At 64.6% G+C, this 17,191-nt stretch carries 18 protein-coding genes and 1 pseudogene; 13 read left to right on the plus strand and 6 right to left on the minus strand.

Going from position 1 to position 17,191, the window contains the following annotated elements; genetic code table 11:
- Nucleotides 1-110 precede the first annotated feature (110 nt).
- The 3 genes from EPN80_RS02185 to EPN80_RS02195 are packed head-to-tail and all read left to right on the plus strand — an operon-like array spanning nt 111 to nt 2,682.
- Nucleotides 111-1,505: a cytochrome ubiquinol oxidase subunit I gene (locus EPN80_RS02185; protein WP_293023134.1), complete on the plus strand. Its 1,395-nt coding sequence runs from the start codon at nt 111-113 to the stop codon at nt 1,503-1,505.
- Between the two features lie 24 nt (nt 1,506-1,529).
- The gene (gene cydB, locus EPN80_RS02190) at nt 1,530-2,534 is read left to right on the plus strand and encodes a cytochrome d ubiquinol oxidase subunit II (protein ID WP_293023136.1); all 1,005 of its coding nucleotides are present in this window, start codon (nt 1,530-1,532) and stop codon (nt 2,532-2,534) included.
- Complete coding sequence (locus tag EPN80_RS02195) at nt 2,509-2,682, plus strand: hypothetical protein (RefSeq protein ID WP_293023138.1); 174 nt, start codon at nt 2,509-2,511, stop codon at nt 2,680-2,682. Before cydB ends, EPN80_RS02195 begins: the two co-directional genes overlap by 26 nt.
- Before the next feature lie 25 nt (nt 2,683-2,707).
- On the opposite strand, the gene EPN80_RS02200 is transcribed toward EPN80_RS02195, so the two are convergent.
- Together EPN80_RS02200 and EPN80_RS02205 are read right to left on the minus strand one after the other, a co-directional pair.
- The gene (locus EPN80_RS02200) at nt 2,708-3,544 is read right to left on the minus strand and encodes a class I SAM-dependent methyltransferase (RefSeq protein WP_293023140.1); all 837 of its coding nucleotides are present in this window, start codon (nt 3,542-3,544) and stop codon (nt 2,708-2,710) included.
- A gap of 79 nt (nt 3,545-3,623) precedes the next feature.
- Entirely contained in the window at nt 3,624-4,232 is a 609-nt protein-coding gene (locus tag EPN80_RS02205; protein WP_293023142.1) for a TetR/AcrR family transcriptional regulator, read from the minus strand.
- A gap of 153 nt (nt 4,233-4,385) precedes the next feature.
- Between EPN80_RS02205 and EPN80_RS02210 the strand changes: the two genes are divergently transcribed.
- The 4 genes from EPN80_RS02210 (at nt 4,386) to EPN80_RS02225 (ending at nt 9,537) form a co-directional block, all read left to right on the plus strand.
- The gene (locus tag EPN80_RS02210) at nt 4,386-5,501 is read left to right on the plus strand and encodes an HlyD family secretion protein (protein WP_293023144.1); all 1,116 of its coding nucleotides are present in this window, start codon (nt 4,386-4,388) and stop codon (nt 5,499-5,501) included.
- On the plus strand, nt 5,498-7,069 hold the full coding sequence (locus EPN80_RS02215) for a DHA2 family efflux MFS transporter permease subunit (RefSeq protein ID WP_293023147.1): 1,572 nt from the start codon (nt 5,498-5,500) through the stop codon (nt 7,067-7,069). The genes EPN80_RS02210 and EPN80_RS02215 overlap by 4 nt, the downstream gene beginning before the upstream one ends.
- 11 nt (nt 7,070-7,080) lie before the next feature.
- The gene (locus tag EPN80_RS02220) at nt 7,081-8,577 is read left to right on the plus strand and encodes an efflux transporter outer membrane subunit (protein ID WP_293023149.1); all 1,497 of its coding nucleotides are present in this window, start codon (nt 7,081-7,083) and stop codon (nt 8,575-8,577) included.
- Nucleotides 8,578-8,664: 87 nt separating this feature from the next.
- The gene (locus tag EPN80_RS02225) at nt 8,665-9,537 is read left to right on the plus strand and encodes an aldo/keto reductase (protein WP_293023151.1); all 873 of its coding nucleotides are present in this window, start codon (nt 8,665-8,667) and stop codon (nt 9,535-9,537) included.
- 35 nt (nt 9,538-9,572) lie between these two features.
- Here the strand turns inward: EPN80_RS02225 and EPN80_RS02230 are convergent, their stop codons facing one another.
- Nucleotides 9,573-10,472 carry a LysR family transcriptional regulator gene (locus EPN80_RS02230; protein WP_293023153.1) on the minus strand — a complete coding sequence of 300 codons (900 nt, stop codon included), beginning with the start codon at nt 10,470-10,472 and terminating at the stop codon, nt 9,573-9,575.
- Nucleotides 10,473-10,561: 89 nt separating this feature from the next.
- Between EPN80_RS02230 and EPN80_RS02235 the strand changes: the two genes are divergently transcribed.
- Together EPN80_RS02235 and EPN80_RS02240 are read left to right on the plus strand one after the other, a co-directional pair.
- On the plus strand, nt 10,562-11,416 hold the full coding sequence (locus EPN80_RS02235) for an NAD(P)H-dependent oxidoreductase (RefSeq protein WP_293023156.1): 855 nt from the start codon (nt 10,562-10,564) through the stop codon (nt 11,414-11,416).
- 13 nt (nt 11,417-11,429) lie between these two features.
- Nucleotides 11,430-12,593 (plus strand): serine hydrolase, encoded by a 1,164-nt coding sequence (locus tag EPN80_RS02240; protein WP_293023159.1) that lies wholly within the window; start codon nt 11,430-11,432, stop codon nt 12,591-12,593.
- Here EPN80_RS02240 and EPN80_RS02245 read toward each other — a convergent pair.
- Nucleotides 12,588-13,301 (minus strand): HAD family phosphatase, encoded by a 714-nt coding sequence (locus tag EPN80_RS02245; RefSeq protein WP_293023162.1) that lies wholly within the window; start codon nt 13,299-13,301, stop codon nt 12,588-12,590. The genes EPN80_RS02240 and EPN80_RS02245 overlap by 6 nt on opposite strands.
- A gap of 260 nt (nt 13,302-13,561) precedes the next feature.
- Between EPN80_RS02245 and EPN80_RS02250 the strand changes: the two genes are divergently transcribed.
- From EPN80_RS02250 to map, 4 genes are all read left to right on the plus strand, one after another.
- Complete coding sequence (locus EPN80_RS02250; protein ID WP_293023165.1) at nt 13,562-14,485, plus strand: EamA family transporter; 924 nt, start codon at nt 13,562-13,564, stop codon at nt 14,483-14,485.
- Between the two features lie 105 nt (nt 14,486-14,590).
- Nucleotides 14,591-15,214, plus strand: a complete 624-nt coding sequence (locus tag EPN80_RS02255) for an ATP-binding cassette domain-containing protein (RefSeq protein ID WP_293023167.1) — start codon at nt 14,591-14,593, stop codon at nt 15,212-15,214.
- A gap of 85 nt (nt 15,215-15,299) precedes the next feature.
- Nucleotides 15,300-15,533: a ParD-like family protein gene (locus EPN80_RS02260; RefSeq protein WP_293023170.1), complete on the plus strand. Its 234-nt coding sequence runs from the start codon at nt 15,300-15,302 to the stop codon at nt 15,531-15,533.
- Complete coding sequence (gene map / locus EPN80_RS02265; protein WP_293023172.1) at nt 15,530-16,366, plus strand: type I methionyl aminopeptidase; 837 nt, start codon at nt 15,530-15,532, stop codon at nt 16,364-16,366. The genes EPN80_RS02260 and map overlap by 4 nt, the downstream gene beginning before the upstream one ends.
- A 43-nt stretch (nt 16,367-16,409) precedes the next feature.
- On the opposite strand, the gene EPN80_RS02270 is transcribed toward map, so the two are convergent.
- Nucleotides 16,410-17,012 (minus strand): glutathione S-transferase family protein, encoded by a 603-nt coding sequence (locus tag EPN80_RS02270; RefSeq protein WP_293023175.1) that lies wholly within the window; start codon nt 17,010-17,012, stop codon nt 16,410-16,412.
- A 28-nt stretch (nt 17,013-17,040) separates the two neighbouring features.
- Nucleotides 17,041-17,191 (minus strand): annotated as a pseudogene (locus tag EPN80_RS02275) (S-formylglutathione hydrolase); the annotation flags it as partial.

The following is a 17,191-nucleotide window of genomic DNA, read 5'->3' on the forward strand; positions in this document are numbered from 1 at the left end:
CTGCACCGTAGCAATACGGCGGGCATTGTCCTACGCTTACTTCGTCTGCCTCGCGCAGAGCGCGCCGACAACAGTCCCCGCGCAACGCTTTTTTTCGCAGTCGAACAACCATGGCCCCCGCCCTATCCGCTTTCGACCTGGCACGCATCCAGTTCGCTTTCACCGTTTCGTTCCACATCGTATTCCCGGCGCTGAGCATCGGCCTGGCCAGTTTCATCGCCGTGCTCGAATGGCGTTGGCTCAAGACCGGCAAGGCCTATTACAAAACGCTTTGCCTGTTCTGGTCGAAGATCTTTGCCGTGGCCTTTGCGATGGGCGTGGTCTCCGGCGTGGTGATGAGCTATCAGTTCGGCACCAACTGGTCGGGCTTTTCCAGCTTCGCCGGCCCGATTACCGGCCCGCTGCTGATGTACGAGGTCATGACCGCATTTTTCCTCGAGGCCGGCTTTCTGGGCATCATGCTGTTCGGCTGGCACCGCGTCAGCGCCCGCGCGCATTTTGGCGCGACGCTGACGGTGGCGCTCGGTACGTTGATTTCCACCTTCTGGATTCTGGCCTCGAACAGCTGGATGCAAACGCCGCAAGGCTTCAAGGTGGCCGACGGCCATGTCGTGCCGGTCGACTGGTTCAAGATCATTTTCAATCCGTCGTTTCCGTACCGGCTCGCGCATATGGCGCTGGCGGCCTTCATCGTAGCGGGATTGGTGGTCGCCGCCACGGGCGCCTGGCACCTGCTCAAGGGGCGCCGTGATCCGGCCGTCACCAAAATGTTCTCGATGGCGCTTTGGCTGCTGCTGATCCTCACGCCAATTCAGGCACTCGTGGGCGACCAGCATGGCCTGAACACGCTCAAGTACCAGCCAGCCAAGATTGCCGCGATCGAAGGCCTGTGGAACACCGAACACAATGGCACCGCGCTCAACCTGTTCGGTATTCCCGACATGAAGGCTGAAACGACGCGCTATGCCATCTCGATTCCGCACCTCGGCAGCCTGTTGCTCACGCACAGCTGGGACGGCGCCGTTCGCGGCCTGAAGGATTTCCCGGCCGCCGATCGACCCGACTCGACGGTCGTGTTCTGGAGTTTTCGCATCATGGTCGGATTCGGGTTGCTCATGATCGCGATGTCGGTGCTGGCATGGGTGCTGCGCCGTCGTCACCGGCTATATGAAGCGCGTCTGTTTCACAAGTTCGTGCTCGTCATGGGCCCGGCCGGATTCGTCTCGCTGCTGGCCGGCTGGGTCACCACGGAAGCCGGTCGCCAGCCGTGGGTCGTGTACGGCGTGATGCGAACCTCGCAGGCCGTCTCGCCCCTCACCACGCAGCAGGTCGGGCTGTCCCTGATGATTTTTGTGATTGTCTACTTTCTGGTATTCGGCACTGGCGTCTATTACCTGCTCAAGCTGATGCGCTCCGGACCCGCGCTGCCGGGTCAGGCGCAGCCGCATGCATTGGGCAATCTGCCCAGTGGGCGAGCACAGACCGGCCGGCTGGCCGATGCGTGAGACTTTTCGAATAGCGAGGCAACAATGAATGTGACTGTCATATGGGCCGGCATTATCGCACTGGGCCTGTTCATGTACGTCGTGCTCGATGGTTTCGATCTGGGCATCGGCATCCTGTTTCCGCTGTTTCCCGATGCCCGCGAACGCGACCTGATGATGAACACGGTAGCGCCGGTGTGGGACGGCAACGAGACGTGGCTGGTGCTTGGCGGCGCGGGATTGTTCGCGGTATTTCCGGTGGTGTATTCGACCGTGCTCTCGGCGCTGTACCTGCCGCTGATCTTTATGCTCGTGTGCCTGATCTTTCGCGGCGTGTCGTTCGAGATCCGCGCCAAGGCCAATCGCACCAAGCCGATGTGGGATTTGGCATTCATTGGCGGCTCGACGGGCGCGGCCTTTTTTCAGGGTGTCGCGCTGGGTGCGTTCCTGCAGGGCATCCCGATGGCCGATGGCCGCTTCGCCGGCGGCGCCTTCGAATGGCTCACGCCGTTCGCGGTCTTCACCGGCCTGGGCCTGGCCGCAACCTATGCGCTGCTGGGCTGCTGCTGGCTGGTGGCCAAGACCGAGGGGGATCTCCAGCGACGCCTGCACCGGCTGGCGTGGCCATTGACGGTCGTCCTGCTTGGGTTCATCGCGGCCATCAGCGTGTGGACGCCGCTGCAGGACCCGCATATCGCCCAACGCTGGTTCGACACCGCCTGGCTTTACCGCCTGTTGCCAGCGCCGCTGCTGGTGGCCGTGTGCGCCGGCGCGATGTATCGGGCGCTGCGCGGCCGGCACCACATCACGCCGTTCGCGCTTGCGCTGGGTATCGTGCTGATCGGTTACGCCGGATTGCTGGCCAGCCTGTGGCCGTTCGCGATCCCCGCGAGCCTGACGCTATGGGAAGCCGCCGCGCCGCGTTCGAGCCAGATGTTCACGCTGGTCGGCGCGGCGGTCATTTTGCCGGTCATCCTCGGGTACACGACCATGGGTTACTGGGTTTTTCGCGGCAAGGTGCGGCATGACGACCAACACCACTACCACTGAAAACGCGGCGCCCGCCTCGCCCGCGCGGCAAACCGCGCGGGGCTGGCTGTGGTTCATCGGGCTCTGGTGCACCGGCGTGGGCGCGGCCGTGCTGCTTGGCCTGACCTTCAGGCTGCTGATGGACCTGACCCTGTTTGCCGTGAAGTAGCCGCGCGCGCCCCGAGTCCCTCGGCTTATCGAGCCCGCGCGATCACCTGCGCCAACCCGACCCGTCCGGTCTTGAGATTGCTCGCCAGATTGGCCGCCATGGCGCCGAACCCGGGCCCCATCACGACGTGGATGCCCAGCGGCGGCGGTGCATTCGAGGCCGCGGCCGGCGCCGCTTGCGCGGCCAGCCAGGCAAGCGCCGCGTCGGCCGTGTCGCGCCACGAGACGATATCGAATCCGCTGGCTTCGAGCACCGCGCGCATGGCCGCAGGCGCCAGCAGAAAGCTGTTCTGCGGCTCGCGCGCCCACGGCACCGGAAAGGTCAGCGGCGCGTCCTCGTTCTCGCCCTGCACCACGTCATAGATCGCGAAGGCGCCGCCGGGCTTGAGGACCCGGCGTATTTCGCCATACAGCCCGGCGCGGTCGCTGATATTCATGGCCACATGCTGGGTCCAGGCCGCGTCGAATTGCGCATCGTCGAACGGCAGGGCCAGCGCATCGGCCCGCTCGAAGGCAACCCGGTCGCCGAGTCCGGCGCGCGCCGAGAGTTGCTCGGCAATCTCGATGAATGGCTCGCACAAATCGATGCCCGTGACGTGCACGTCAAAATTGGCGGCGAGAAACCGCGCCGCGCCGCCCAGCCCGCACCCCACATCGAGCACCGTGGACCCCGGCTGCAGCGCGAGCGCGCCGGCCAGTTCCTGGGTGGCGGCCAGGCCGCGCACGTGAAACTGATCGAGCGGTGCGAGCTCGCGCCATGTCAGCCGGCCGTCGCCGAAGCCGGCCTCCCGCAGCGCCTGCGCGACCCGATCCGGCAGCGCCTGCGCGCCATAGTGGGCATTGATGGTTGCAGCGTCATTCATCATCGTACTCCTCGGTGAATCGGCCCATACCTCGACAACGCGCTTGCGCCGCATGCGAACGCGCCCGGCGCAACCAGGCTTATTCGCTCTGCTCCGCGGCGTTGGCGCTGAGATTGAAACGACGTTTGAGTGCGCGCCGGCTATGCGCGAGCAAGGCGTCGGAGCGCTTCGGGTCCGGCTCGGCACGAGCCAGTGAAAGCGCTCCGACGAGTTCGGCCAGCATCGAGTCGCCTTGCAACTTGCTGTCGGTCACGCCAGCTTGCCTGAGTCGATCGACCAGCATCGCGCTCAACTCCCGCATGCCGACGGCGAATTGCTCGCGCGCAGCCGCATTCATGCGCGGCAGGTCGCAAGTCAGCGCCGCCAACGGACAGCCGACGCCTTTGGCATCGCGATGCATACGCGACAGATAGAAATCGATATAAGCAATTAGTCCGTCACGCGGCCGCCTGTCTTGCGTCTCATGCAGCAGACGCTCTCGGCTCTCCTCGAACATTTGGCCAATGGCAGCGACCACCAGCTCGTCTTTCGAGCCGAAGTGCGCATAAAACCCGCCGTGCGTGAGACCAGCCTTGGCCATCACGCCAGCCACCGCAACGCGGTGAGGCCCTTCGGCGCGAATAGCATCGGCCGCCGCTTTCAGCAGTTTGCGACGAGTATTTTGTTTGTGCTCTGCATCGTATCGCATGATTGCGCCTTTCTTGACATGATAAGCATCATACTAAAATTCCAATAAAGCGCCAGCTCTTTCTAAAAAATCCGTTGACTTTAATATGTTAACGATCATATTATCTTTTATATGACAATCAACATACAATCGAATGTCGATGGAGCCCATGCCGTGAGTCAGCAAATAACAAGCAACGCGCAACCAGCGGCGGCGGCCGGCGGGCAACGGCGCACTTATGGCCGCAAGCGCTGGATTGCGCTGGCACTTGCCGCGACCCTGACCGTCGTCGCCGTGCTGTTCGTCATTCGCTGGTGGACCGTGGGCCGCTTTGTCGAGCGCACCGACGACGCCTACGTCGGCGGCAACGTCACGCAAATCAGCCCGCACGTGGCCGGCTATGTGGCGCAAATTCTCGTGCGCGACAATCAATTCGTGCGTGCCGGAACACCATTGGTGCGGCTCGACGCCCATGACTACCAGGCCGCACAGGCAGCCGCGCAGGCGGGTGTGCAGCGGCGTGCGGCCGCCCTCGGCCGCCTGCACGCTCAACAAGCCCTCGAACAAGCGTTGATCCGCCAGGCGCAAGCCGAGCTGGCCGCCGAACAAGCCAAAGCTCATTTCGCCAGCCTCGACGCCCAGCGCTACCGGCGCTTGGCGCAGACCCATGCAGGCACCCAGCAGGACGCCGAACGAGCCGTTGCGGCAGCGCGGACCGCCCACGCGGAGATCGCCGCGGCCGAAGCTGGCGTACGCGCGGCCGACGAGCGACTCGCCGTCACCGGCACGCAGATCGCCGAAGCTCAGGCCGCGCTGGCGCAAGCCGACGCGAGCCTGGCGACTGCCCGGCTCGACCTCGGTTATACCGAGTTGCGCGCGCCAGTGGACGGCTACGTGGCAGACCGCTCAGCACATCCGGGCACGTATGTGAGCGCCGGCACACCTCTGTTATCGATCGTGCCGTCACGGGGGCTATGGGTGGACGCCAACTTCAAGGAAGATCAGTTGCACGACATCAAACCTGGCGACCCGGTCGACGTGGTGGCCGACGTGCTGCCGGGTACCACGTTGCGCGGCCACGTGCAAAGCCTGTCGCCAGCCACCGGGGCCGTCTTTAGTGTGATCCCGCCGCAAAACGCGACCGGCAACTTCACCAAGATCGTGCAACGCGTCCCGGTGCGCATCGCACTCGATGGCAATGCGGCCGTGCTCGGCGCGTTGCGCCCAGGTCTGTCCACCTCGGTATCGGTCGATACACGCGGCGCGCGGATGGCCGGGAGCGTCCAATGACCGGCCCGGCAGGCCACGCGAGCGCCGAGGCGCATGCACCTGTCCTGCCCTTCGCGATCATGTGCGTTGGCATGTTCATCGCGCTGCTTGACATCCAGATCGTCGCGTCGTCACTGCAAGACATCGGTGGTGGGCTGTCGGCAGCGCAAGACCAGATCGGCTGGGTGCAGACCGCCTACTTGATCGCCGAGATCATCGTCATTCCGCTCTCGGGCTGGCTCACGCGTGTGCTGTCCACGCGCTGGCTGTTTACCGCCTCGGCGCTCGGTTTCACCGCCGCCAGCATGCTGTGCGGCCTGGCCTGGAACATCCAGAGCATGATCGTGTTCCGCGCGCTGCAGGGTCTGCTGGGCGCCTCGATGATTCCAACCGTATTTACTTCGTCGTTCCACTACTTCCAGGGCCAGCGCCGCATGTTCGCGGCTGCCGTGATTGGCACCATCGCCTCGGTGGCGCCCACGCTCGGTCCGATTATCGGCGGCTGGATCACCGACACCCTGGACTGGCACTGGCTGTTCTACGTCAATCTGGTGCCCGGCCTGCTGGTGGCCGCCGGCGTGGCGACGCTGGTCGATATCGACACGCCCGCCCCGTCGTTGCTCAAGGGAGCCGACTACCCCGGCATCGCGCTGCTGGCAATTTTCCTGGGAACGCTCGAATACGTTCTCGAGGAAGGCGCGCGCTGGAACTGGTTCGACGATGCGACGATCCGGCACTGCGCGGCAATCTCGCTGGTCGGCGGCGTGCTGTTCGTGATTCGCAGCCTGACGGTGGAACATCCGGTAGTCGACCTGCGCGCGCTGGGCAACCGCAATTTTCTGCTTGGCTGCATCTTGTCGTTCATCACCGGCATCGGCATTTTCGCAACGATTTACCTGACGCCGCTGTTCCTCGGCTATGTGCGCGGACTGAGCGCGTGGCAGACCGGCATTGCGCTGTTCTCGCTCGGCGTTGCGTCGCTCGCGGGCGTGCCGGTCTATGTGGCACTGAGCCGTCGCGTCGACCTGCGTTGGCTGATGTTTTTCGGCATGGCGTGCTTTGGCCTATCGATGTGGAGTTTCAGTCAGATCACCCACAGTTGGGGCGCGAGGGAATTGTTGATTCCGCAAATCCTGCGCGGCTTCCCGCAGGTATTCGCGGTGGCTCCGAGCGTGTTGCTTGGGCTGGGCAGCTTGCCGCCTGCGCGCCTGAAATACGCCAGCGGCTTGTTCAATATGATGCGCAACCTTGGGGGCGCAGTGGGCATCGCCATTTGCGGCGCGATCCTGAACAATCGCACCAATCTGCATTTTCTCGACATCGCCTCGACCCTGACCCCTGCCAATCAGGCCATGAACACACTGTTGGCCAGCCTGGACCAGCACCTGGGGGCCGTCCTCGGTTCGGCCCAGGCCGGCCATGCGGCAGCCTTGAAAATGCTGCACGACATCGCGTATCGGGAAGCCGCGACGATGGCCTATGCCGATGCCTTCAGCGCGATCATGGCGGCTTTCGCGATCGCTACCGCGTTGGTGCCATTCCTGCGCAAGGTGGCTCCGCCCAAGACGCCGGCAGTCGACAGCCATTGAGGCGAATCACGATGAGACTCCATTTTTCCAACCATCGCAGGCGGCTCCTCATCGGTCTGGTGACTTTGCTGACCGGATGCGCGGTCGGCCCGCACTACACCGCGCCGCGCCTTACCTCGGCAACCATTTACCACGACCAGGCCGCATTGACCGCCGTCGACGGCCAGCGCCAGGCGCCGCCGCTCGACACCTGGTGGACCGGCTTCCAGGATCCGGCCCTGGTGGCCATTATCCGGCGCGTGCTGAAGCAAAATCTCGATCTGGCCGCAGCCGAGGCCCGCGTGGCCGAGGCGCGCGCCATTGCCCACGAAGCTGGCGTGCAAGACCTGCCGCAGGTGGATCTCGACGGCAGCGCAGCGCGCCAGCATCAGTCGCTCGACAGTCCGCTGGGCAAGATCGCCAGCTCGCTACCCGGCTATGAGCGCAACCAAACACTGACGAACCTCGACATCGGCGCCAGTTGGGAACTCGACCTAGCCGGAGGTTTGCGACGCACCGCCCAGGCCGAGCGCGCAGAGGCCCAGGCGGCCTCGGCGATGCATGACGGCGTGCGCGTTAGCGTGTCAGCGGAGGCCGCCGATGCGTACTTTCAGGCGCGCGGCTTGCAAAGCCGCATCACCCTGGCCCAAGCCGAGACCGCAACCGATGCCCGCCTGCTCGCGCTGGTGCGCCAGCGCGTGACCGACGGCGTTGCAACCCGACGCCTACTGGCCCATGCCCAGGCTCAGTTGGCTCGGACACGGGCCAGCCTACCGCCGCTGCAAAGCGCGCTGCAGCGTCAATTCAATCGCCTGGATGTGCTGATGGGCGAGCCGCCCGGCACCATCGCCCCCGAGCTCGCGCAAGCACCGACACGCTACGCGATTCCGGCAATCGACACCGGCGACGGGCCGCGCCAATTGTTGCGCCGCCGGCCGGACGTCATCGCCGCGGAGCGCCGTCTGGCGGCCTCGAATGCCCGGATCGGCGCGGCGCTCAGCGAGTACTATCCGAAGGTGTCGCTGGCCGGGCTGCTCGGCTTCGAAAGCCTCGGCGGCGGCGCCCTGCTCACCGCCGCCGAGTTCCAGCCGAGCGCGCTCGTGGGTCTGCATTGGCGACTGTTCGACTTCGGCCGCATCGATGACGAAGTCGCGCGAGCTCGCGGCGCCAACGCCGAGGCACTGGCGCGCTATCGGCAGGCGATGTTGCGAGCGACCGAAGACGTCGAGGATGCGATTGCCACCTATGTTCAATCGCAAGCGCAAACGACTGCCCTGCGCCAGCTGGTCGCAGCGCGGACACAGGCCAAGGCCGCGACGCAAGAGGAATATCGAGCCGGCAAGGTCAATTTGATCGCAGTACTTAATGAAACTCGGCGAGTTATCATCGCCCGCGACGCGCTGACGCAGGCCCATGCCGATCAGGCCCGTGCAGCCGTTGCCGCGTTCCGTGCGCTGGGCGGTGGCTGGACGCCGCGGTCCGAAGAACCAAAGGCGGCCCGCTCTGCAGGAATCGGAGCGGGCGCGTAAAATCCTTTGTCCAATATCGGTTGGTCCGATGCGTCGACGACCAACCGCCTCCACCGATAATCTTCCCATCACAACGAGGACAACACCATGTCGCAATCTGTTTCGGCGGCCGCCTCCGGCCAATTCAAGATCGGCGGCGACCTGCTCGTCAACCGGCTGGGCTATGGCGCGATGCGCATCACCGGCAAAGGTATCTGGGGCGAGCCGGCCGACCCGGCGGCCGCGCGCGCCACGCTTGCGCGCCTGCCGGAGCTAGGCATCAATTTCATCGATACGGCCGACAGTTATGGCCCCTTTGTCAGCGAGGATCTGATCCGCGAAGTGCTGCACCCCTACGCCGGACTGGTGATCGCCACCAAGGGCGGTCTCACGCGCCATGGCCCCGACATCTGGGCGCCGCTGGGCCGGCCGGAATATCTGCGTCAATGTGTGCTGATGAGCCTGCGACGGCTCCGCCTCGAATGCATCGACCTGTGGCAGTTGCACCGCATCGATCCGAAGGTGCCGCGCGACGAGCAATTCGGCGTGATTGCGCAAATGCAGCGCGAAGGGCTGATTCGCCACGTCGGTCTGAGCGAAGTGAGCGTGGCCGACATCGAGGCAGCCCAAAAATTCTTTCCAGTCGTGACGGTGCAAAACCGCTACAACCTGGTCGACCGCACGAGCGAGGCAGTGCTCGATTATTGCGAACGGCACGGTATCGGCTTTATTCCCTGGTACCCGCTGGCCGCCGGCGACCTTGCCAAGCCGGGCAGCGTGCTCAGCCGGATCGCCGAGCGGCACGGGGTAAAGGCCGGCGCGGTCGCGCTGGCGTGGCTGCTCAAGCGCGCCAAAGTGATGCTGCCGATTCCCGGCACCGGCAGCGTGCAGCACCTCGTCGAGAACGTCGCCGGCGCCGGCCTCATGCTCGACGATGCCGAATTCGCCGAACTCGATCGGCAGGGTCGCAAGGCCGGCTGACGCCTGGCAACAGCACATACCCCGCGCCGTCCGGCCTACGATACCGCCTGGACCACCTGCTCGCGCAGCCAGGCATGCGCCGGGTCGGCGTGCACGCGCTCGTGCCAGGCCATCGCGATTTCGAAGCCGGGCGGCTGCACCGGCGGATCACACGTTTGCAGGCCCTGCATACGTCCGTCGAGCAGGCGCGCGGGCAGCATCGCCACCATGTCGGAATGGCGCACCGATTCGATCTGAATCAGAAAGTGCGGCACCGACAGCACCACGCGGCGCCGGCGCCCGCGAGCCTCGAGCAGGACATCGGTCGGTCCGTTGAAACCTCCGCCGTCGGGCGACACCAGCACGTGATCGAGTGCGCAGAACTGCGCCAGCGTCAACGGCCCGCGCAATTGCGGGTGACGCTTGCGCGCGATGAACTGATAGCGCTCGGCAAACAGCACCCGGCCGCGCAAGTTCTGCGGCACTGTATAGCTCGTCATGAATGCGGCGTCGATATCGCCCCGCTCGGCGAGATGCGCAATTTCTCCTGGTACCAGCGTGTGCACGGCAACGCGAATGCCGGGCGCCAGGCGGCGCAAACGCGCCAATAGCGGAATCACGATCGCGCACTGGCCATAGTCCGACGCCGCCACGCGCCAGGTCATCTCGGTGCGCGCCGGATCGAACGGCGTTTGCGCGCTGAGCATTCGCTCGACACCGCTCAGCGCATCGCGCAGCGGCGCCAGCAGTTCGAGCCCGCGCGCGGTCGGCTGCATGCCGCGCAGGCCGGGCACCAGCAGCGGGTCATCGAACAGGTGCCGCAGCTTGCTCAGTCGCACGCTCACCGTCGGCTGGCTCAGGTGAAGCCGACGCGCCACGCGCGTGACGTTTCCCTCGGTGAGCAGGGCCTCCAGCGTCACCAGCAAATCCAGATCGATATTGCGGATATTACGCATCACTATACCTACCATTGGGTCTATTCATTTCAATTATGCGCCTGTGACCGTTATCTTGGTGACATCCCTCTCTTCCAGGACCCGATGTCATGAACGTACTGCTTGTCTATGCCCATCCCGAACCGCGCTCACTGAACGGCACATTGCGCGATTTCACGGTTGCCCGACTGCGTGCGGCAGGTCACACGGTGCAGGTGAGCGACCTTCATGCAATGCGCTGGAAGGCGGTACTCGACACCGAAGATTTTCCCCAGCGGGAAGCCGGCGAACCCTTCAACCCCGGCAAGGCGTCCAAGCAGGCATTTGCCGCCGGCACACAGACCGGCGACGTCGCGGCCGAACAAGAAAAGTTGCGCTGGGCGGACTTGGCGATTTTTCAGTTTCCGATGTGGTGGTTTTCGATGCCGGCGATTCTCAAGGGCTGGTTCGACCGCGTCTACGCGTATGGCTTCGGTTATGGCGTGGGCGAGCATTCGGCGGCGCACTGGGGCGATCGCTACGGCGAGGGCGCCTTGCTGGGCAAGCGCGCGATGCTGGTGGTGACCACCGGCGGCTGGGCCGAGCACTACAGCGAGCGCGGCATCAACGGGCCGATCGACGATCTGCTGTTCCCGATCCAGCACGGCATGCTGTTCTATCCGGGTTTCGCCGTGCTGCCGCCGTTCGTCATCCACAAGACCGGCTCGATGGATGCGCAGCGTCTTGATGCCACGCTGCAGGCCCTCGGCGTGCGACTGGACGCCGTATCGCATACGGCACCGATTCCGTACCGTCGCCAGAACCACGGCGATTACCTGATTCCGGCGTTGACGCTAAAGCCCGACCTGAGTCCCGGCCGCAGTGGCTTTGCACTGCATCGCGAGCTGCCGGAGGAAGCTGGTGCGCCTTCGCGCGGCAGCCAGGCGCACGATGCGCCAGCCGTGTCGTTCCCGATTCATTCCTGATAGGAGTTCACGCATGAACCAACGCCCCATTGCGGATGAAAGTCTCTTTCCCCAGGCCAACGCCGTGCTGCGCGACGCGCTTTCCAGCCAACAGATCGTCGGCGCCGTAGTACTGATCGCTCGTGACGGGCAGATCGTGCATCAGCGCGCGGCCGGCTGGCTCGACCGGGAAGCTCGGCGGCCAATGCGCGAGGATGCGATTTTTCGGTTGTCGTCGCTGACCAAACCGATCGTATCGGCCACCGCACTGGCGTTGGTCGAACGCGGCGTGATCCACCTGGACGACACATTGCAGCGCTGGTTGCCCAGTCTCCGGTTGCGCACCGCCGATGGCAAAGCCGCGACCATCACCCTGCGGCAGTTGCTCACGCATACGGCCGGACTCGACTACGGCTTCTTCCAGACGACCGGAGGGCCGTATCACGTTGCCCGGGTCTCCGACGGCCTCGCCGACGCGGGGCTGGGCATCGACGAACAGTTACGCAGGCTGGCTGCGGTGCCGCTGAGCTTCGCGCCGGGTACGGTCTGGCGTTATTCGGTCGGCCTGGACGTGCTCGGCGAAGTGCTGGCACGCGCTGCCGGCCAAACTTTGCCGGCACTGGTGCGGCGTTATGTGTGTGACCCGCTGCACATGCACGACACCGCATTCACGGTGCGCGACGCCGAGCGTCTGGCCACGCCCTATGCCGACGGCACGCCGCCGCCGCGCATGGCGGACCTGCACGAAGTCACGTTTATTGAAGGCCTGGCAGGCATCCGCTTCGCGCCATCGCGCATTTTCCACAGTCGCTCGTATGCCTCCGGCGGAGCCGGCATGGCCGGCAGCGCACCGGATTTCATGCGGTTTTTGCTGGCAATCGCCAATGGCGGCGGCCCGATATTGCAGCGGGAGTCGGCCCGGGCCATGATGCAAAACCAGATCGGTCCGCTGCGCATCGACGTGGAACCGACGCGGTCGTGGGGATTCGGCTTTGGCGGCGCAGTCTTGCTCAATCGCGATCTGGCAGGCGAGCGTCGCTCGAACGGCACCTGGAGATGGGGCGGCGTCTACGGGCATCACTGGTTCGTCGACCCCGGGCGCTCGCTGGCCGTGACGGTTATGACCAACACGGCAATGACCGGCATGTCGAGCCGCTTTACCGAGGACCTGCAGGCAGCGATTTACGCCGCGCTATGATGCGAAGCGCCGAGCGGCAAGTTGCGCGCCGGACCACGCCGCCAGCAGCGCCGGCAGTTGCCCCATCTCGCGAAACACGTGGGTGACGCCGGCCGCGCGCAAGGCCGCCGGGCTGCTGTGGCCGGCATCGTTCGGGCTGTAGCCGAACACCGTCGCGCCGGCCGCCACGCCGGCGCGCGCGCCGGTGACCGTGTCCTCGATCACCGCGCACCGCCTGGGATCGGCAGCCAAAGCTCCGGCGGCTGCCAGATAGACATCCGGATGTGGTTTGCTGCGCGGCATTTCATGCCCGCTGAAGATCCGGCCTTCGAAGCAATCGAGTATCCCCACTTTTGCCAGTTGCAGCTCCACCTTTCGCCGGTCGGCCCCCGAGGCCACGGCGATACGGCCATCGAGTGCGTCATGCAGCGCTCTCACGGCCAACGGCGCGCCCGGTATTTCAATCAGCTCGTGCTCGATTGCCTCATTGCGCCGCTCGCGAAACGCCGCCAGCCATTCAGGCGTAAGCGCCATGCCGGTGCGTGCCTCGATCAGCGCGCGCTCGTCCTTGACCGCCTTGCCGGTGAAAATCCGCATGACCTGCTCGACGCTGACCTGCCAGCCCAGCTCGCCGAGCATCTCGGCGAGCACGCGGTTGGTGATGGGTTCGGAATCGACGAGCACGCCGTCGCAGTCGAAGAGTACGGCATCAAAGGGAAAATCGGACATCGCGCAAAGGCCTGGTGTGATTCGAGAGAGCGGCAAGCATACCGTATCTGCGCCGGCCGGGCCTTCCCTGGCAAACCGCTTCGGCAATTTCTCGTGCGTACCCATCGGCAAGGCATATGGCGGGAATAATGCGCGCATCGCCGCAGTCGTCTTGCATCCACGTTTCAGCGCCGCCTGAATCACCATGGCCGATCGGATTCCGATAATGCAGGCACATGCGCACCGCACCCTGTGCGATTGCTTGCCGACCGGAGCCGCCAATGCACCCTCATCCGCCCCAACCGCCGCACGATGCCCGAGCCGGCGCGGATCTGCTCCTGTTGTTGTTGCTCTCGACGCTATGGGGCGCATCCTATACGTTCATTCGGATCGCCGTGGCTACGATCCCGCCGTTCACCCTCATGGCCGCGCGCACGCTCATCGCCGGCACCGTGCTGCTGGTCTGGATGCGCTGCCGGGGTGTTGCGATGCCGCGCGAGGCCGCTGTCTGGCGCCGTTTTTTTATACAGGCGCTGCTAAACAGCGTGGTGCCGTTTACGCTCATTGCATGGGCCGAGCGTTCGGTCGATGCCGGCTTGGCAACCATCCTGAATTCGACTTCGCCGGTTTTTGCATTTGCCGGTACGTGGCTCGTCACGCGCCATGAAGCGGTTTCACCGCGCAAGTTGTTTGGCGTGGCCGCCGGTCTCGCCGGGATCGCCTGCGTGGTGGGCGGCAGCGCGTTGAGCGGCCTGGGGCGGCAACTGATGCCACAACTGGCCATCGTGGCGGCTACCGTTTGCTATGCCGGCGCGGCGATCTATGGTCGAAACTTCAAGGGGTTACCGGCGGTCGCGCCGGCGGCCGGCTCGCTGGTGACGGCAGTCGCGTTGCTGACACCTCTGAGCCTGGCGATCGATCATCCGTGGACGCTCCATCCGTGCGCGCGCTCATGCCTGGCGTTGCTGGCGCTGTCCGTTTGTTCGACCGCGCTGGCATTCGTCATCTACTTCCGGCTGGTCAAGACGCTCGGCTCGGTCGGAACCACCGCGCAGGCCTATCTGCGCGTACCCATCGGCGTAGCGATCAGCGTGGTGTTTCTTGGTGAGTCTCTCGCTTCGTCGGCCTGGCTGGGATTGGCATGCACCGTTGCGGGAGTGGCTGCGATGACGATGCCCGCACGCGCGCGACGTCGAACTGTGTAGCAAGCGCGGCGCACGCATGCCGTGGGCTCGGGAGGCGCATGCTGCTAAACTTGCCGCAGGCTTTGCACAACGGCCCGCCACGCCATTCATCACTCGCCGTCTCCCATGCTTCGATTCGACAATCTCTGCAAACGCTACGACACGCACATGCTCTTCGAGGGACTTCGCTATGACATGAGCGCCGGCTGCGTAGCGCTCGACGACGAGATGGGCAGCGGCAAATCCACCCTGCTCGGCATCCTTGCCGGCGCCATCGAGGCCGATGCAGGCGAGGTATGGCTGGGCGGCCACTCGCTGCGCGGCGCGCCGCAGCTGGCCAGATCGGTGCTCGCGTATATGCCCGACGATTGCCTTGAATACCCGCAGCTGAGCGGCCGCGCATTCCTCGAACGAGTGGCGGCCGACCGACACACCGCGCTCGACCAGCGAACGCTCGAACTCACCGATCGCTTCGGGCTCGCGCCCCATCTCGACAAACGCTTCGAGCAAATGTCGCTCGGCACTCGCAAGAAACTGTATTTGAGCGCGGCCGCACTGGGTTCGCCGGCCGTGGTCATCGCCGACGAACCGACCGGCGGACTCGATGCCGCGGCAAAGGCGGTGCTGGTCGACCTGTTCAAAACGCTGGGCCGGGACTGCACGGTATTTTTCTCCTGCTACGACGCGGCGCTGGCGCGCGCCTGCGGGGCAACTTTGATCAGCTTCGCCGATCTTCGCAAACCCGCCTGAGCGTGCGCCACGGCGGCTGCCGGCGACAATCGCCGCTCAACTCTGTTAATATACGAAACGTAACCAATCGTATATTCCCGATCTCATGGGCATCGTTAAAATCTCTGACCAGATGCATGACGCGCTGCGTCACGCCAGCACCGCGCTGAGCCGCTCGGTCAACGCGCAGGCCGAACACTGGCTGCGGATCGGCATGCTGGCCGAACTTCATCCAACTTTGAGCTACAGCGAGATCTGCCAACTGCTGATGCGGGCCGACGCGACCGAGGCGAGCCCCCCCTCAGCCGCCACGCGCCGGCGTCTGGTGGGGGCCGTATGATGCGCGGCAAGCGACGCATCAAGCTCCGCAGCGCCGAGGAAATCGCCATGGCGCGCCAGGCTGGCGCACTGGCCGCCGAAGTGCTGGAAATGATTGCGGCGCACGTCGCGCCCGGGGTCACGACCGACGAATTGGATCGGCTCTGTCACGATTTCATCGTCAACGTGCAGCGCGCCACACCGGCCAATATCGGCTATCACGGCTATCCGAAAACCATCTGCGCGTCGGTCAACGAGGTGATTTGCCACGGTATTCCGTCCGGCCGGCGTCTGGCCGACGGCGACATCATCAATATCGACGTGGCCGTCATCAAGGACGGTTGGTACGGCGACAGCAGCCGCATGTATTTCGCGGGCCAGCCCAACGCGCATGCCAGGCATCTGGTGCAGACCACCTACGAGGCGATGCGAGCCGGCATTCAGGCAGTGCACCCAGGCGCGACGCTTGGCGACGTCGGCCATGCGATCCAGAGTGTCGCCGAGCGCGAAGGCTTCAGCATAGTGCGGGAATACTGCGGCCACGGTATCGGTCGGATCTACCACGACGAGCCCCAGGTGCTCCACTACGGACGTTCCGGCACCGGCCTGACGCTCGCGCCCGGCATGATTTTCACGATCGAGCCGATGGTCAACGCAGGTCGCCCCGAAACGAAGGAGCTCGCCGACGGCTGGACCGTCGTAACGAAAGACCGCTCGCTGTCAGCCCAATGGGAACACATGGTAGTGGTCACGCAGGACGGTTTCGAGATCCTGACGCCATGGCCGGATGGCCATGGCGACTATGCGCCGATTCAGGCGGGGGTGGCGCCGGCGACCGGCGCTGCCGCGATGTAGTTGACGCCACGGCGCGCGCGGACCGCATCGACTCCGCGGCGTGTCACGGCGCGGGCACGCCCGGCATCGGAATGAATCCGGGCAAGCGCTTGACGCGTCCGATCCAGGCCAGGATATGCGGATAAGGTGTCAGATCGATGCCTCCCTCGCCCGCCATCGCGGTGTAGGGAAAGCATGCGATGTCGGCGATCGTCGGATGGCCCAGTTCCAGCCATTGGCGATCGGCCAGATGCGCGTTCATGATCTTGAACACGCGATGCGCGCCGGCCTGCAGTTTTTCGAGATCCAGCGGATAGTTGAGGATTTTTACCAGACGCGCGCCCGCGGCATTCATGATTTCACCGCCGCCGGTCGAGAGCCATTGGGCGATCCGCCCCATCGACGCGGCGTCATCCGGAAACCATTGCCCGCTGGTATCGTATTTCTTGGCCAGATAGACCAGGATCGCCTGGGCGTCGCGCAGCCGCAGGTCGCCGTCCTCGAAAATCGGGATTTCGCCAAACGGATTCAACGCCAGGTATGCATCGCTCTTGTGCTCCTTGTTGACGAAATCGACGTTTTTCAACTCGCATTTCAGGTCAAGCATATTGAGCAGCAGCCGGATTTTGTAGCAGCTGCCGGATAATTCGAAGTCGTACAATCTCATTGCAATGCGCTCCTAAGTAAAAAACTCATCACGCATACAGAACATGTGCGTGATGCATGATGTGATCGGCCATGAAGGTCGAGATGAAGTAATAGCCATGGTCGTAGCCGGCGTGGCGCCGCAGCGTGAGTGGCTGGCCGGCCCTGGCGCAGGCCGCCTCGAACTGCTCCGGGTGCAGT

Source organism: Pandoraea sp. (assembly GCF_004297875.1).
In the GTDB taxonomy this organism is placed as follows: domain Bacteria; phylum Pseudomonadota; class Gammaproteobacteria; order Burkholderiales; family Burkholderiaceae; genus Pandoraea.

What these genes read in the sequence shown, in the direction of transcription:
- EPN80_RS02185 (WP_293023134.1), top strand. Translation starts at nt 111, where the DNA reads ATGGCCCCCGCCCTATCCGCTTTCGACCTGGCACGCATCCAGTTCGCT.
- cydB (WP_293023136.1), top strand. Translation starts at nt 1,530, where the DNA reads ATGAATGTGACTGTCATATGGGCCGGCATTATCGCACTGGGCCTGTTC.
- EPN80_RS02195 (WP_293023138.1), top strand. Translation starts at nt 2,509, where the DNA reads ATGACGACCAACACCACTACCACTGAAAACGCGGCGCCCGCCTCGCCC.
- EPN80_RS02200 (WP_293023140.1), bottom strand. Translation starts at nt 3,544, where the DNA reads ATGAATGACGCTGCAACCATCAATGCCCACTATGGCGCGCAGGCGCTG.
- EPN80_RS02205 (WP_293023142.1), bottom strand. Translation starts at nt 4,232, where the DNA reads ATGCGATACGATGCAGAGCACAAACAAAATACTCGTCGCAAACTGCTG.
- EPN80_RS02215 (WP_293023147.1), top strand. Translation starts at nt 5,498, where the DNA reads ATGACCGGCCCGGCAGGCCACGCGAGCGCCGAGGCGCATGCACCTGTC.
- EPN80_RS02220 (WP_293023149.1), top strand. Translation starts at nt 7,081, where the DNA reads ATGAGACTCCATTTTTCCAACCATCGCAGGCGGCTCCTCATCGGTCTG.
- EPN80_RS02225 (WP_293023151.1), top strand. Translation starts at nt 8,665, where the DNA reads ATGTCGCAATCTGTTTCGGCGGCCGCCTCCGGCCAATTCAAGATCGGC.
- EPN80_RS02230 (WP_293023153.1), bottom strand. Translation starts at nt 10,472, where the DNA reads ATGCGTAATATCCGCAATATCGATCTGGATTTGCTGGTGACGCTGGAG.
- EPN80_RS02235 (WP_293023156.1), top strand. Translation starts at nt 10,562, where the DNA reads ATGAACGTACTGCTTGTCTATGCCCATCCCGAACCGCGCTCACTGAAC.
- EPN80_RS02240 (WP_293023159.1), top strand. Translation starts at nt 11,430, where the DNA reads ATGAACCAACGCCCCATTGCGGATGAAAGTCTCTTTCCCCAGGCCAAC.
- EPN80_RS02245 (WP_293023162.1), bottom strand. Translation starts at nt 13,301, where the DNA reads ATGTCCGATTTTCCCTTTGATGCCGTACTCTTCGACTGCGACGGCGTG.
- EPN80_RS02250 (WP_293023165.1), top strand. Translation starts at nt 13,562, where the DNA reads ATGCACCCTCATCCGCCCCAACCGCCGCACGATGCCCGAGCCGGCGCG.
- EPN80_RS02255 (WP_293023167.1), top strand. Translation starts at nt 14,591, where the DNA reads ATGCTTCGATTCGACAATCTCTGCAAACGCTACGACACGCACATGCTC.
- EPN80_RS02260 (WP_293023170.1), top strand. Translation starts at nt 15,300, where the DNA reads ATGGGCATCGTTAAAATCTCTGACCAGATGCATGACGCGCTGCGTCAC.
- map (WP_293023172.1), top strand. Translation starts at nt 15,530, where the DNA reads ATGATGCGCGGCAAGCGACGCATCAAGCTCCGCAGCGCCGAGGAAATC.
- EPN80_RS02270 (WP_293023175.1), bottom strand. Translation starts at nt 17,012, where the DNA reads ATGAGATTGTACGACTTCGAATTATCCGGCAGCTGCTACAAAATCCGG.